Origin of the sequence: Bacillus sp. UNC438CL73TsuS30 (genome assembly GCF_000482325.1) — a bacterium.
GTDB lineage: Bacteria > Bacillota > Bacilli > Bacillales > Cytobacillaceae > Neobacillus.
On the sequence record NZ_KI535295.1, the window covers coordinates 1,151,724 to 1,165,884 of the forward strand.

The window sequence follows — 14,161 nt, forward strand, 5'->3', positions numbered from 1 at the left end:
ATTGAAAACGAATGAGTAAAGCACTTTTTATCAGAAATGCTTCTCAGCTCGTTACCTTACAGGGGAGCTCAAAGGCTCCCCTTGTTAAGGATTCGATGTCTGAGCTTAAAATTATTGAAAACGGCAGCGTTTGGATTGAAGACGGTGTTATTCAAGCGGTTGGTACGGATGCAGAATTAAAGGCTAAGTATGCTTCACGTTTAGCTGATGCAGAAGTTGTCGATGCGACAGGCAAGCTTGTAACACCTGGTTTAGTTGATCCGCATACACATGTTGTGTTTGCCGGAAGCCGTGAAAACGAGTTTAATATGCGGCTTCAAGGGGCTAGCTATATGGACATCATGAATGCCGGAGGCGGGATTCATGCGACAACACGCGCAACGCAGGCGGCTAGCCATGAACAGCTTTTTGCAGAGAGCTATGAGCGTTTGAACCAGTTTTTGCGTCACGGCGTTACAACAGTCGAGGCAAAAAGCGGCTACGGTATGGAGTGGGCAACTGAATTAAAACAGCTTGAAGTAGCGAAAGAATTGAACGAAAAGCATGTAATCGATCTTGTTTCTACATTTATGGGTGCACATGCTGTGCCGAAAGAATATAAGGAAAATCCGGAAGAATTCATTGATTTATTGATCAACGAAATGATTCCAAAAGTGGCGGAGCTTGGGCTTGCGGAATTTAATGATGTTTTCTGTGAGTTTGGAGTATTTACACCTGAGCAATCACGGAGAATTCTTGAAGCAGGGAAGAAACACGGATTATTGGCAAAAATTCACGCGGATGAAATTGAGCCATATGAAGGCGCAGAACTTGCGGCAGAAGTTGGAGCAGTTTCAGCTGACCATTTATTGAAGGCTTCTGAAAAAGGTATGAAGGCAATGGCTGAAAAAGGCGTTGTCGGGGTATTGCTTCCAGGAACTGCTTACTTTTTAATGGCTGAGTCTGCAAATGGCCGTAAAATGATTGATTTAGGTGTGCCGGTTGCATTATCAACCGACTGTAATCCAGGTTCATCGCCAACAGTTTCACTTCCATTCATTATGAGTTTAGGTTGCCTGAAAATGGGCATGACTCCTGCTGAAGTTCTTGCCGCAACGACGATTAATGCAGCACATGCGGTTAATCGTGCGACCGAAATCGGAAGCTTGGAAGTCGGCAAAAAAGGCGATGTAACGATTTTTAATGTTCCAAACTATATGAAGCTTCAATACTCCTATGGTGTAAACCACGTAGATACTGTTGTGAAAAATGGTGCAGTGGTTGTCAAGGGAGGTCAGTTGAATGAGAAGCTTCTTGTATCCAAAAATTAACCCACATAGTTTTACATGGGTAAAACCAGAGGGGCGTGCTCCAGAGAAGGTTCATGAGTGGATTCAGCCGTTGACTTCGGAGGATGATCCTGAAAAGTGTAAGTCCGCTGAAGTGGTAGTGGTTGGGGTGCCATTGTCACGTTCTTCAATCAGTGCTTCGGGGGCATCTGAATTCCCGGATGCTTTCCGTCGTGCGTGGAAGGGCTTTACAACATATAATCTTGATGAAGATATTGATTTGGCGGAAATGACAGCACTGGACGTGGGGGACGTCCCAATGCACGTCACCGATATTCGCCGTTGCCATGATAATATCATTGAGGCTTCAGAAGCGCTTCATACACATTTTGGTCATTCAAAGGTATGTTCGATTGGCGGGGATCATTCGATTACGGCGATGATGGTGAAGGGACTGCATAAGGCTAAACCGGGAGAACGTATTGGGATCTTGCAATTTGATACCCATTTTGATTTACGGGATATGAGTGATAATGGTCCATCTAACGGAACACCAATGCGTAATTTGATTGAGAGCGGTGTTGTGAACGGATCGGATATGTACAACATCGGATTGCACGGATTTTTTAATACAAAAGATTTAAAAGAGTACGCTGATGCTCATGGCGTGAACTATATCACCCTTCGCAATGCACGGAAAAAGGGCTTTGAAGCAACAGTTTTAGCATGCTTAGAGGAACTTGCGGCGAAGGTGGATACCATTTACTTAACCGTTGACATGGATTGCTTGGATGTTGCGTATGCACCAGGGGTACCGGCATCGACACCAGGCGGGCTGACTTCAGCAGAATTACTTGAAGGCGTTCTGGCAGCAGGGAAACATCCTAAAGTTAAAGCTATGGACATCGTCTGCCTTGACCCATTAAAAGATTCTTCCGTCCAACAAACCGTAAAAATGGGCACACACGTATTCCTCACCTTTGTAAGTGGAGTTATGCTGCGCTAATTCATTAAAGTGCCTGACACCGTTGAAAGACAAATAGCAAAAAATGTCCACCTAGGGTGGACATTTTTTCGTTTATATTGTTTTATTTGGCTGGTGGAGAACGACTGGTTTGACTGCCTGTGAAGGCATGTTGGCGATAAAGACGCCGAGTAAGACTAGGATACCTCCGAAAATTTGCGCTGGGAGAATCCGGTCACCAAGAATAAAATGGGAAGCGATAATCGCGACAAACGGCTGGATATTCATGAACATCGAGGCCGTTCCAGCACCTACCTTTGCTACACCGCCATTCCACCAAAATCCCGCTATACCTTGGGCGATCACCCCGGCACAAATTAATAAAATCCACAAAATAGGTGAATGACTGATCACAGATCCGCTGACAAGGTTTTCCACACCCGCGGCCGGTATCATGAGGACACTGCCAAGCACAGTGGCATAAACCGTAACGATATAAGAATTTAAGGTTTTAGATAACCGTCGAATATATAAGAGACTAATAGACAAACAAAGCATGGCAACAAAAATATTTAAATCTCCAAATGAAATCCCCAACGAGCCGCCAGCAACACCAATAATCGAAAATACACCGATTAAACTGATCAATGCCCCTAGTGATTTTTTTAATGTCAACCTCACTTTAAAGATAATTCGCTCCAACAGAATGGTAGCAATTGGCGCCAACGCAATGATTAACGAGGCATTAGCAGGTGTTGTGTGATGGAGTCCTGTGAAATAAAAGGTTTGGTTTAAAAGTGTTCCAAATATTCCGACGCCTAAGAGGGATTTCCACTCGGATCCAGTCGGTTTTCTTATTCCCTTATGAATGAGCGCAACAATGATTAAAAATAAAGAGGTAAAACAAATCCGAACCGTTGATAAAAAAACAGGCGAAAAGCCTTGAAGCAAGTATGCACTAACCGGATAATTACATCCCCATAAAATGGACACAAGAAATAGGCTGATTAATGCTCTAGATTTAAGCATCGACATGATGGTGAACACATACCTTTCCACTGTAGTTGGATTTTAAACTGTTATCCATTATAACACGGTATTTCGGGAAGCTAAATAAGATTTTTTAGAAACTTTTCTTCTAAAAGGAAACGGGCATATCTTTATTTTTTACATAAAAATGTTAGTAGAAGAATTTTAATCAAATGTACGCTAATTTGGAGTTGAAAAACATGAGTAAACGAAAGGATTTTTTTAATAAGGAAGGATTGGTTTTTCCAGGAAAGACTTATGCGGAGGAACTGCTTATCCCAGTCTTTAATGATCAAAGGGATTATTTATTTGAGGCGATGTTTGATATTCACCGTGCTCATATTATTATGTTGAAGGAACAGCAAATCATCAGTGGTGAGGAAGCCATAACGATGTTAGAGGGAACAAATAAAGTCGCCAAAACGGATGCAGCTCAATTAACCTATCAGCCTCAATATGAAGATTTATTTTTCATGATGGAGGCGAAAATATCGGAGGAAATCGGCCCCGAACTAGCTGGAAAAATCCACCTTGGCCGGAGCCGGAATGATATGGGAGTGGCTATGTATCGCTTGGTACTAAGGGAGCATTTCTTAAAGTTGTTCAACTCCTGCTATAACTTAAGTGAAATTCTCTTGGAACAGGCAGAAGAACATGCGGAAACCTATATAACGGGTTATACCCACACGCAGCCAGCACAACCGACTACGCTCGGTCACTATTTTCTAGCTATTTATGATGTACTGCAACGGGATATCAATCGCTTTTGGTCTGCCTATGAAACGGTCAACCAATCTCCGCTTGGGGCAGCGGCGATGACAACTACTGGGTTTCCAATCAGCCGGGTCCGGACCTGTGAGCTGCTGGGGTTTGATCGGCTTGTAGAAAATTCATATGATTCGATAGCAGGTGCGGATTATCTTCTAGAAACAGCGTCGGCATTGATGACTTGCATGGTGAATACAGGACGCTGGATCCAGGATTTTCTCCTACAGGTGACGAGAGAGTTTGGAACGTTTACGGTTTCTGACCCTTATGTGCAGGTCAGCAGTATTATGCCGCAAAAGCGAAATCCGGTTTCGATTGAGCATTCACGGTCACTTGCGAGCAGTGCTTTTAGCGAGGCACAGGCGGTCATGAATATGATTCACAATACACCATTTGGGGATATCGTGGATACCGAGGACGATTTACAGCCGCATCTTTACCGGTCTTTTAACCAGGCAAATCGTGTTATGAAGTTGATGTATGCTGTAATTGCTACCCTTCAGGTAAATAAAGATCATACCAAGGATATGGCGCAAAAATCATGCATTACCATTACGGAATTGGCTGATACCCTTGCTAGAGATTACGGGGTTGGATTTCGGCAGGCGCATGAAATTGCTAGCAGTATTTCGAAAAAAACAACCGAGGAGCAGAAGGAATTGTCGGATTGGGATTTAGAAGAAGTAAATGCGATGATCCAAAAATACGTAGAGGTGAAGCTTACAGAGAAAGTATGGAATAATATTATTTCTCCAGTTTATTTTGTAAAAATCAGAAGCATTAGCGGAGGGCCTAGTCCAAACGAGGTGAAGAGAATGATAGAACTCAGAAAGGACCGCCTAAAGGATGTTACGGAAAAATTCAGCAATATTGTCCGTAAAATGGACGGAAAAAGAAAGCGCCTGCGGGAATATTTCTTCTGAAATCTCAGATAAAATAATTTGTTACTATCCTAGAGAAATAACCTCCTGGAAAATAATAAATGATTTATACTACGATTTAAGGGGTAGCTTCATGCTGCGCCTTTTTTAAAATGAAAAACCTTGATTTCTCAAGGTTTAGTTATGAAATCATTTCTTTTTTGAATTCTTATCCGACTTTAGTATATATTCAATTAACATTTTATTGTGTTCTTTATACTCATTTAATTGGGCTTTTAATTCTGCTAATTCATTGGAAAGTTTTTCAAGTTGTGTAGTGATTACACTAAGTTCGGTTTTATCTAGGCTTGGAGCTGAATCATCTAACTTCGGTTTACTCGTATCATTGACTGAATTTGCAACTGCATCATTTGTAAACAAACTGCTAGCTACCTTCATTAGCGAATTCATTGTATTTGGATTTTGCATTAAGCTCCCAGCCAAATTCATTAAGGCATCATTGTTACTGTCTGATTGTAAAGTAGTATTAAATAAGCCCCCTAGATCAAGATTGTCTCCCAATATAGATTTGTTTTTTTTGTTTTGATTTTCACTCATTATTTTGTCACCCTATTCTAAATATGTTTTTACACGTTTTGAAGTGAACCCTGAAAGTAGTTGTCATTTAGTAGAAAAATAAAATACTTGGAATCCTCTTATTCCAAACATTAAAAGGAACTTAGAAGATTATTTAAAGTAATCTTCTAAGTTCTCATTCATATACTTTAAAAAACTTATCGTGTGTAACCTGTTAGAATTCGATTAGCATTGTGCAGCGATTGCATTAAATGCACCTGCAAATGAACTTGTATCAACTCCTAAAATTCCGCCGACAAAAAGTGCTAGAGCTAATAAAATGATTACAAGTAGTACTCCTAAGCAAACTAGAAGATTGGAAAGTGGTGATGTCATTAATGATTCCCCCCTTTCTCGAAATGAAGGTATTGTAAGCGGCCCCTTACGAAAATATATTATGCTAGAATAATGGACAAGCATGGACGAATGTCACAAGTTTGGAAAATAGGGGTTGTCCATTTTTGAAATTAGTCAGCCAGCCAGGGAAATAGTGAAAAATAAATAGGGAATGGCCATCTAAATTAGCCATTCCAGTTTTATGAACTTAATTTTGAAATGTTAATAAAAATAGCGACCGGTAAACAGGCCGTGTTATCTGCCGCATGAGGTAAGCAGATTCCGTCGGTTCCTTTTTTCTTTTTGAGTTTAAGAACTTGATAATTGTGCTGGCATTTCGAATACCGACACCATGGCCATAATACTTGTCATTGCCAAAATAAATTACGTTTTCAGCCCGCCAGTGGGGCTGCTTTGGATCGAAATCCGGATTATTGAAGTGAAGAACATCACCAGGAATAAAGTCATCTCCGTCTTTTGGAAAGACGGGGAGGTCTTCATCAAATTGCCAATCGAATAAATATAACCTTTTAAAATAAAGATTAAATAACTCTGGTCCAATCGTATAGAGGGTGGCAATATAGAGTACGATTGCAATCGCAGTTGAGCACTCAAAGGCATAGAGCTTCCCATTTTTCAAAATATCAAGTATAGCAGTAGATGGTGCTGTGCCGCTCTTTAACAAAAATCCACCATTCGGCAAACGCTGCCAATACTTTTTATTCGGAAAGGAATAAGTGAAGGTGGTAAACTTTACTCCGCTTTTATTCATCTGGGTTGCTGCTTTCATTGTGTTTTCCCTATACTGCAGCTCAAATTTCAATTCATCTAACGATTGATACTCGTAGGTCACCGATAACGCTGCCATATGTTTAACAATGGCCCGCTGTTCCTTATCCTTAATCAATTTGTTAAGATCCTCAGACTTAACAATCTGCCCATTTATCATTATCATAAAACAACCACCGCCTCACACATCCTCCCTTCCTAAAACATATGAAACTTAAACGGGATTCGTGCATCTATGTGAAATCACTCATATGGTGCCTGTCACCCAAGAAAGACAAATCGCGAAAAATGTCCACCTGATGTGGACATTTTCTAGGACCTGCCTCTTTGAATTTTTTTGTCCTTATGGAGTGGACAAAATTGATGGTTTGTCCACGGGCGGTGCCTGTCACCGAAAATGGTCACCGTAAATGACTTCTTATTTGTCACCCTCATTTTATAATGTACTCATTTTTGAGGGTTTTGATGGCTTGTTTTGCGCGGTTCTTATAAGAGTGTGGGGAGACAGTTTTAAGGGCGTTCTCGCTGATGGCCTTACATTCTTCCGGGTGTTTTAAATAGTATCGGACTAATTCAAGTGTTTGTTCTGGACTTGAAGATACGATCAGGTCTTCTCCCGGGGTAAATAATTCTCTGACACCATCGGTATCCGAGGTGAGAAAAAATCCTCCGGATGCTAAAATTTCATAGGTTCTTTGCGTTACCTGTGATTTATAGTTTTGTGGCCCAATAATTATTTGGGCAGAATTATACACCTTATAAGCGTCCTTATATGGTAAATACCCATGAATCCAATCCTTTGGTATGCGAACTCCAAGAATATCACCCATTTTATCCCAATCTTTCCCCCAGAAGTCAATCCGAATATTTTCCTCCAATAACGGTTTGATGAGAGTTGTAAGTGATTGGTTTCGAAAGTGTTGAGGGGATTGTGTCAATACCTCAGGGTAAGCATTTGCAACAACAGCAATCGAATATTTAGTATCATATTTGGAAGTAGGATAATGGATGCTAGGTTCGTAGCCAAAATCTAAATGTCCAGCGCGAATTCCTAGCTTTTTATAAAAGTTTACTAGTGGCTCACTTAATGTAAATACAAAGTCCGGTTTCATTCGTAAAATAAGTGGTAAGGAAAAATCTAGTGTAAAATGGGGATCCTCCACCGCCCAGTAAATATGGGGGATACCGGAAGCCTTTATTTGTTTTGCGATCAAATCCTGCTTCCAAACATTATCATTTTCCTCTCCCCATCCTTCAGAAAAAATAAGATCCGGTTTAAAGCGTGAGATTAATTTAGGAATGGTATTCTCACTTATTTTTCCAGAAACCAATACTTTATGCCCCGCTTCTTTAAACCCATTTGCCAACCCATACATTAATAATTCATTACTATCTATAAAAAGAATTCTCAAGTCCGTTACACCGCCTTATTTTTCTATCATTATATGTATCTTGGACAAACAGGGGGACGGCATTAGTGGAAAGTTTTAAGGAATGGGTGAAATCCACCAAACAAATTCTGACCGTTAACATATAGTAATCATGACGAAGGGAGAATCGATGCGGTTCAACCTTCCATTTTCATCAACCCTAAAAAGAGGAGGGAAATATAATCGAACAAACAAGTAAAAAACGATATGTCGCATTAACATTTGATGATGGGCCATCGGAATATACTCCTCATATTCTACGAATCCTAAAATATTATCGAGTAAAAGCAACTTTTTTTATTATTGGAAAGAATGTTACACAAGGTCAGCAGAAAATCCTAAAACAATTGATTTCGAATGGAAATGTACTTGGTAATCATACTTGGAATCATCCGGATATTACGAAACTAAGTCATAAGATGTTAACGGAAGAGATTGAAAGCACGAACCAAGTAATTAAAAAAATCACGAACCAGGAAGTACAAATCTTTCGGCCCCCATATGGAGAAATTAGTGAAGAGTCTGGACAACTCATCTTGGAATTAGGGCTTCAGCCGGTTCTTTGGGATTTAGATACAATGGATTGGAATCTTTCCATACAGGAGCCAATTGAGGAGCGTGTATCACGGCAAATTCAGCGGGATCATATTATTCTGATGCACGATGGGGGTGGGCGAAGAGAAAAGACCGTCGAAGCACTGCCGAAAATCATCGAATATCTCAAAAAATATGATTACGAATTTTTGACCATACCAGAATATTTTAGAAAGGTTTATCATTTAGAACTAGGTTCTTCCAAAAAGTATTGAATATCCTTGAACAAAAAATGGCTAAGAGCTTCTGCTCCAGCCATTTTTCAATCAAGAAAAAGCAAGATAAATGATATACACAAGAATTGCTGCGATTGCGATGATGTAGGTTAAAAAAACAGGATTAAGCAAAATAGGATGCCTTTGAATATTTTCGTGTATTTCTGCATCATATTCACTATTACTACCGCTGAATGCTTTACCCCTTTTAAAGGTATAAATTAACCCAACAACCATGATTATTGCTATAATAGCCAAAATATATATCAAAAGAATCCCACCTTTCATCTTATTTTTTGAAAAAAGGTTTTTTTTATTCCATTGAAAAAATTTTTATGAGGACAATTCGGTTCTTAACAAGACGGGATGGAAGGAGGGATTGAAGGGTAATTTATAAAGAAAGTACGCTGATTTCAACGTGTACTTCGCATTTGATTAGGGATTTATTTTTTTATAAATTTTCTCAAAATGGATTCATTTTTTAAGATTAAATCATGCTCTGGATTGGTAGTTCTTGCAATTTCAATATGCTCTAAAGCCTTTTGATAATCTCCTAAGTGGGAGTAGCAAACGCTAAGCTGAAGATGGGGAATCCAGGAAGAACAGGCATGATTAGTAATTCCCCCAGTATCGATGGCTGGTAATTGAGTGGCGAATTGAAACCAATGGACGGCAATTTCAGGGCGATTAAGTTGTAAAAAGAAAAATCCTAACCGACAGCAGGATTCGGCCCGTGGGGGGCCAAATTTTAATTCGTATAAAGCACTATGAATGGCGTTGTCCATTTTCCCTAATGCGGCATAGCATTCAGCAATCCGGCCATGTGCTTGGATAACATCCTCAATCCAGCATTTTTCCGATTGTAAAAACTTTTGATAATAGTGGATGGCTCTGTCGTACTGTTGGTGATCATAGAGTTCATTCGCAAAATAGTACAAATCTCTTGGAGAAAAGAGTGCACCATTTTTTTGCCGCTGTTCGTAAATTCGCAGATTTCGATCACTGTTGTTATGTTCCCTTTTATGCGTGATAGCGATCTCGCTGTGAAGCATATTTCCTTGGACTTCAAGATATTCATGAACAGCACCATGCCATTTAAATTGGTTTTCCCTTTTTACCATCCTGACCTGCCTTAGACTCACAAGAACATTGCCTGATTCGTCAAAGCCGGCAAGACATTTCATGGTAACAGCATCAATGGCGGGTGATATGGATTTTTTTAATTGCTTGAGTTTTTCTGAGTCTGCCTTACTTAGAACATCATCCGCATCAAGGGTAAGAATATATTCCATTTGAGCGTGAGAAAAAGCATGATTGCGTGCTGCAGAAAAATCATCGATCCATTGAAAATGATAGATTTTTGCCCCATACTTTTTAGCAATCTCTTTTGTCTGATCACTTGAACCAGTATCGACAATAATGATCTCATCGACAATATTTTTAACAGAATCCAAACAGCGGCCAAGTGTTTTTTCTTCGTCTTTGACAATCATACACAAGCTAAGGGAAATCATTTGTTTCACCTCCAAAAATCTACCTGCATCTTGTTAAAAGAATGCAGGTAGATTCATCCTAGTTTTCTGGACCAATATACTTGTTATATAAAGACCTTACCCATTGAATGGAATCCACTGATCCGTTAGCATCGTCTGGTGCAGACCCTCCAGTGGTGCCAGTAGTACCTGTAGTGCCTGTGGTACCAGTAATACCTGTAATACCTGTAATACCTGTAATCCCAGTCAATCCTGTAAGACCAGTTAACCCAGTAAGCCCTGTTAATCCAGTTAGGCCAGTTAATCCAGTTAGTCCAGTTAGGCCAGTTAATCCAGTTAGTCCAGTTAGGCCAGTTAATCCAGTTAGTCCTGTAACACCTGTTAAACCGCCTGGCCCCTGCAGACCTCCTAACTTATTAGGAGGAAGAGGTTTCGGATGCTTGCGGATTCGATGTTTCGGACCACGTTTTGGTGGCTTTGGTGGCAAATTCGTCACCTCCAAGAAGTTGATTAATATAAACTATTAAATTATCGGACAAGTTGTTCTAGGTAAAATATCATTAAGAATAAATTTTTGTTTAATCTTCCTCGTAACAGCTTGCCTCCTAAATCCATGATATTAACCACTACATTGATTGGTGTTGGGTTTTGACTGAATTAGACAAAATATGCGATTGTCATAGGAGGACAAAAGATAAGGTGACAGGCACCGTTCGTGGACAAATAGGTGATTGTGTCCGTGTGGGGTGGACGCAAGTGGTTGTTTTTATATCTATTATTCTAAAATTGATATAATCTTAAAAAAAGGGGAGAAAAATTAAATGAATAAACAAGTCATCGTCTATACAACCAATGATTGTATTGAATGCACTATGGTTAAACAGGTACTTACTCAAGAAGGAATTCCTTTTGAAACTAGGGATATATCAACCAATGCAAAATTCCAAGAAGAAGTGGTGAAATACGGCTTTCTTGGTGTTCCAGTAACCGTCGTTGGAACACGGGCAGTTAAAGGCTTCACTAATGAATTGAAGGAATTAATTGAGATTGCAAAAGGGATGTAAAAAGCGCCGGCAGGGCGCTTTATTTTTAAAAAATAAAGCCTTGCAGCGGCACTATTTTTATCAAAATAAATTCGCAAATAAACATTCATTTTTTAAAATTCTTTACAAAAAGTGATACAAATCAGAATGCTCTCCGTTAGCTTTTTGAAAACACACAAAAGAGGGAGATGATTTCATCAAAAATCTATATCAGAAAAGGATTACGCTCAGGACAGCACGAATATATTTTTATAGTGGTTTTTTTATCGAAAATGGAGGTTGTTTGGAATGGTTTTGAATCCGAAAATGAAGTATTTTATCGAAAACTTATTACCAAAATACCCTGAGGGACATACGCCGACACTTGAAGATATCCGTGCCCGCGTCAGTACAGTCCCTCCTGGAAGTGTTGAAGAGGTTCATAATGTATACGACCGCACCATTCCTGGGCCTGAAAGTGACATTCCGATTCGAATTTACACACCGGAAGGGGATGGGCCATTTCCGATTGTTGTTTATTTCCATGGCGGAGGCTTTGTGTACGGTGGCTTGGAAAGTCATGATGCCGTTTGCCGCAGCATTGTGAAAGCATCGCAACATCTTCTTGTTTCGGTTGATTACCGCTTAGCTCCGGAAAACCCATTCCCGGCCGCACCAAATGATTGCTTCACTGCAGCCAAATGGGTATATCAAAACGCAGTCAGATTGAATGGCGACCGCACTAAACTATCAGTAGCGGGCGACAGTGCTGGAGGAAATTTAGCAACGGTCGTTGCCCTGATGGCAAAAGAACAAGATGGTCTTGAAATTACAAAACAAGTGTTGCTTTATCCGGTCGTCGACCATTATCAGCCTGAAAAATACGCCTCCTACATAGAAAACGGCAGCGGTTATTTTTTAACCACCGATGCAATGGCCTTTTTCAGCAAGCTTTATGTTCAATCCGTGGAATACGCGGAAGATTACCTTGCTGCACCGATAACAGCCCCAGATCTGAGCGGTTTGCCGCCTGCGTTCATTATTACCGCCGAGTTCGATCCACTTAGGGATGAAGGGGAGTCGTACGGGGCAAAGCTCCAACAAAATGGGGTATCGGCAGTAGTCCGAAGGGAAAAAGGACTTATTCATGGATTTTTTAATCTCTTCAGCTTAATCGATTCAAAAGAAGACATCTCAGACACCTATGAGGCGATTGGAGAATTTTTAAATAAATAATGGGTTAAAAATCGTCCTTTACGATCAGGGCGATTTTTTTACTTCTTTTTTCCACCAACTAACGATAAAATAATCATGCATTACCTAGTTATAGGCAAGAGCACTTAGTTAGGGGTACAATCATGAAACAAACTTTTACTTTAACGGAAAAAACAAAGCAAATTATTATTTTATTGGTTCCAATCTTAATTACTCAGCTTGGAATGTTTTCCATGGTGTTCTTTAATACAATTATGTCTGGAAAATATAGTTCGTCCGATCTTGCCGGGGTGGCCATTGGTTCCTCGATATGGAATCCAATTTTTACAGGGTTAAGCAGTATTTTGCTTGCTGTCTCGCCGATTGCAGCTCAAAGATATGGTGAGAGGAAAAATAAAGAAGTAGCCTCGAGTGTGAAACACGGTATTTATCTATCTCTAATGATAGGGGTGCTAGTCCTAATTCTTGGTGCCATTTTCTTAGATAGCATTCTCGATCAAATGAATTTGCAAGAGAGTGTTCGGAAACCAGCCTTTGAGTATTTGGTGGGATTAAGTTATGGGATTATTCCTCTTTTTCTCTTCAATGTTTTACGGTCGTTTATTTATGCATTAGGGAAAACACGCGTTGTGATGGTTATTCTACTATTATCCCTACCTGTCAATTTCTTTTTAAATTATGTGCTGATTTTTGGGTATTGGGGATTTCCAGAGCTTGGGGGAGGTGGGGCCGGTTATGCAACCTCGATTACGTATTGGTTTATTGCTGCAATGACGGTGTTTATTGTTAAAACGCAGGCGCCATTTTCCACTTATCAAGTGTTTAACCAGCTAAAAGAATTCTCTTGGTCTGAATGCAGGGAGATTTTAAAAATCGGCGTTCCGATGGGGCTGTCTACCTTTTTTGAGACGAGTATGTTTGCGGTCGTAACGATTTTGTTAAGTAAGTTCAGCGTTACTACGATCGCTGCCTACCAATCTGCGTTAAACATCGTCTCGTTCCTTTATATGATTCCAATCAGTATTTCTATGGCGCAAACCGTTTTAGTAGGTTTCGAGGTTGGCTCGGGCCGCAATAAAGATGCGAAGGATTACAGCTGGTTAGGAGTTTTTTTAGCTGTTTTAATGGCACTGGTTACAGGGCTATTGGTTGTAACTTTCCGCTATGATGTTGCGGGATTTTATTCGAATGAACGGGCCGTCATCAATTTAACCGCCCACTTTCTTGTTTTTGCCTTATTTTTCCAAATGAGTGATGCCATACAGGCAACGGCACAGGCAGCGTTAAGAGGCTATAAAGATGTGAATCTTGCATTTATTATGACCTTGATTGCTTACTGGCTCATTTGTCTTCCGGTCGGGTATGGATTGGCGAATTTTACAGGGATGGGAGCGGCTGGTTATTGGATTGGCTTAACAATAGGGCTTCTTTCGGCGGGAATTGCGTTATCACTGCGTTTGATTTATATCCAGAGGCGCAAATTTGCGAGTGCCGAGGTTCGTGAAAAGTTAGTATAAAGTAAAAAAGCGGTGAAATTGCTTC

The 14,161-nt window shown here is 40.2% G+C and carries 15 protein-coding genes; 7 read left to right on the plus strand and 8 right to left on the minus strand.

Annotation, left to right across the window (positions count from 1 at the left end):
* Positions 1 to 11 precede the first annotated feature (11 nt).
* Entirely contained in the window at positions 12 to 1,310 is a 1,299-nt protein-coding gene (gene hutI, locus M028_RS0119485; protein ID WP_026575373.1) for an imidazolonepropionase, read from the plus strand.
* The gene (locus M028_RS0119490) at positions 1,282 to 2,274 is read left to right on the plus strand and encodes an agmatinase family protein (protein ID WP_026575374.1); all 993 of its coding nucleotides are present in this window, start codon (positions 1,282 to 1,284) and stop codon (positions 2,272 to 2,274) included. Before hutI ends, M028_RS0119490 begins: the two co-directional genes overlap by 29 nt.
* Positions 2,275 to 2,346: 72 nt before the next feature.
* Here the strand turns inward: M028_RS0119490 and M028_RS0119495 are convergent, their stop codons facing one another.
* The gene (locus M028_RS0119495; protein ID WP_051591105.1) at positions 2,347 to 3,267 is read right to left on the minus strand and encodes a DMT family transporter; all 921 of its coding nucleotides are present in this window, start codon (positions 3,265 to 3,267) and stop codon (positions 2,347 to 2,349) included.
* Between the two features lie 194 nt (positions 3,268 to 3,461).
* Here M028_RS0119495 and argH point away from each other — a divergent pair, with 194 nt between their 5' ends.
* On the plus strand, positions 3,462 to 4,952 hold the full coding sequence (argH, locus tag M028_RS0119500; RefSeq protein ID WP_026575376.1) for an argininosuccinate lyase: 1,491 nt from the start codon (positions 3,462 to 3,464) through the stop codon (positions 4,950 to 4,952).
* Positions 4,953 to 5,099: 147 nt separating this feature from the next.
* Here the strand turns inward: argH and M028_RS0119505 are convergent, their stop codons facing one another.
* From M028_RS0119505 to M028_RS30455, 4 genes are all read right to left on the minus strand, one after another.
* Complete coding sequence (locus tag M028_RS0119505; protein WP_026575377.1) at positions 5,100 to 5,507, minus strand: hypothetical protein; 408 nt, start codon at positions 5,505 to 5,507, stop codon at positions 5,100 to 5,102.
* Between the two features lie 204 nt (positions 5,508 to 5,711).
* Positions 5,712 to 5,861 carry a hypothetical protein gene (locus M028_RS32910; RefSeq protein WP_155925660.1) on the minus strand — a complete coding sequence of 50 codons (150 nt, stop codon included), beginning with the start codon at positions 5,859 to 5,861 and terminating at the stop codon, positions 5,712 to 5,714.
* A gap of 208 nt (positions 5,862 to 6,069) precedes the next feature.
* Positions 6,070 to 6,816, minus strand: a complete 747-nt coding sequence (locus tag M028_RS0119515) for a protein-glutamine gamma-glutamyltransferase (RefSeq protein ID WP_026575378.1) — start codon at positions 6,814 to 6,816, stop codon at positions 6,070 to 6,072.
* A 265-nt stretch (positions 6,817 to 7,081) separates the two neighbouring features.
* Positions 7,082 to 8,062 carry a CgeB family protein gene (locus M028_RS30455; protein ID WP_035424388.1) on the minus strand — a complete coding sequence of 327 codons (981 nt, stop codon included), beginning with the start codon at positions 8,060 to 8,062 and terminating at the stop codon, positions 7,082 to 7,084.
* 200 nt (positions 8,063 to 8,262) lie between these two features.
* On the opposite strand from M028_RS30455, the gene M028_RS0119525 reads away from it, so the two are divergent.
* Positions 8,263 to 8,889: a polysaccharide deacetylase family protein gene (locus M028_RS0119525; protein ID WP_026575379.1), complete on the plus strand. Its 627-nt coding sequence runs from the start codon at positions 8,263 to 8,265 to the stop codon at positions 8,887 to 8,889.
* 51 nt (positions 8,890 to 8,940) lie between these two features.
* On the opposite strand, the gene M028_RS0119530 is transcribed toward M028_RS0119525, so the two are convergent.
* The 3 genes from M028_RS0119530 to M028_RS31560 form a co-directional block, all read right to left on the minus strand.
* Positions 8,941 to 9,159 (minus strand): hypothetical protein, encoded by a 219-nt coding sequence (locus tag M028_RS0119530; RefSeq protein ID WP_026575380.1) that lies wholly within the window; start codon positions 9,157 to 9,159, stop codon positions 8,941 to 8,943.
* A 173-nt stretch (positions 9,160 to 9,332) separates the two neighbouring features.
* Positions 9,333 to 10,403, minus strand: a complete 1,071-nt coding sequence (locus M028_RS0119535; RefSeq protein WP_026575381.1) for a glycosyltransferase — start codon at positions 10,401 to 10,403, stop codon at positions 9,333 to 9,335.
* 58 nt (positions 10,404 to 10,461) lie between these two features.
* Positions 10,462 to 10,869 carry a hypothetical protein gene (locus M028_RS31560; RefSeq protein WP_051591107.1) on the minus strand — a complete coding sequence of 136 codons (408 nt, stop codon included), beginning with the start codon at positions 10,867 to 10,869 and terminating at the stop codon, positions 10,462 to 10,464.
* 334 nt (positions 10,870 to 11,203) lie between these two features.
* Here M028_RS31560 and M028_RS0119545 point away from each other — a divergent pair, with 334 nt between their 5' ends.
* The 3 genes from M028_RS0119545 to M028_RS0119560 all read left to right on the plus strand — a co-directional run bounded on the left by M028_RS0119545 (position 11,204) and on the right by M028_RS0119560 (position 14,136).
* A complete protein-coding gene (locus M028_RS0119545) occupies positions 11,204 to 11,446 on the plus strand; it encodes a glutaredoxin family protein (RefSeq protein ID WP_026575382.1) in 243 nt (80 codons plus the stop codon).
* Positions 11,447 to 11,713: 267 nt separating this feature from the next.
* Positions 11,714 to 12,640 carry an alpha/beta hydrolase gene (locus tag M028_RS0119555; RefSeq protein WP_026575383.1) on the plus strand — a complete coding sequence of 309 codons (927 nt, stop codon included), beginning with the start codon at positions 11,714 to 11,716 and terminating at the stop codon, positions 12,638 to 12,640.
* Positions 12,641 to 12,762: 122 nt separating this feature from the next.
* Complete coding sequence (locus M028_RS0119560) at positions 12,763 to 14,136, plus strand: MATE family efflux transporter (RefSeq protein ID WP_026575384.1); 1,374 nt, start codon at positions 12,763 to 12,765, stop codon at positions 14,134 to 14,136.
* Positions 14,137 to 14,161: the final 25 nt, after the last annotated feature.

What these genes read in the sequence shown, in the direction of transcription:
- M028_RS0119535 (WP_026575381.1), bottom strand. Translation starts at nt 10,403, where the DNA reads ATGATTTCCCTTAGCTTGTGTATGATTGTCAAAGACGAAGAAAAAACA.
- M028_RS0119515 (WP_026575378.1), bottom strand. Translation starts at nt 6,816, where the DNA reads ATGATAATGATAAATGGGCAGATTGTTAAGTCTGAGGATCTTAACAAA.
- M028_RS0119505 (WP_026575377.1), bottom strand. Translation starts at nt 5,507, where the DNA reads ATGAGTGAAAATCAAAACAAAAAAAACAAATCTATATTGGGAGACAAT.
- M028_RS0119560 (WP_026575384.1), top strand. Translation starts at nt 12,763, where the DNA reads ATGAAACAAACTTTTACTTTAACGGAAAAAACAAAGCAAATTATTATT.
- argH (WP_026575376.1), top strand. Translation starts at nt 3,462, where the DNA reads ATGAGTAAACGAAAGGATTTTTTTAATAAGGAAGGATTGGTTTTTCCA.
- M028_RS0119490 (WP_026575374.1), top strand. Translation starts at nt 1,282, where the DNA reads ATGAGAAGCTTCTTGTATCCAAAAATTAACCCACATAGTTTTACATGG.
- M028_RS32910 (WP_155925660.1), bottom strand. Translation starts at nt 5,861, where the DNA reads ATGACATCACCACTTTCCAATCTTCTAGTTTGCTTAGGAGTACTACTT.
- hutI (WP_026575373.1), top strand. Translation starts at nt 12, where the DNA reads ATGAGTAAAGCACTTTTTATCAGAAATGCTTCTCAGCTCGTTACCTTA.
- M028_RS0119545 (WP_026575382.1), top strand. Translation starts at nt 11,204, where the DNA reads ATGAATAAACAAGTCATCGTCTATACAACCAATGATTGTATTGAATGC.
- M028_RS0119555 (WP_026575383.1), top strand. Translation starts at nt 11,714, where the DNA reads ATGGTTTTGAATCCGAAAATGAAGTATTTTATCGAAAACTTATTACCA.
- M028_RS0119495 (WP_051591105.1), bottom strand. Translation starts at nt 3,267, where the DNA reads ATGTCGATGCTTAAATCTAGAGCATTAATCAGCCTATTTCTTGTGTCC.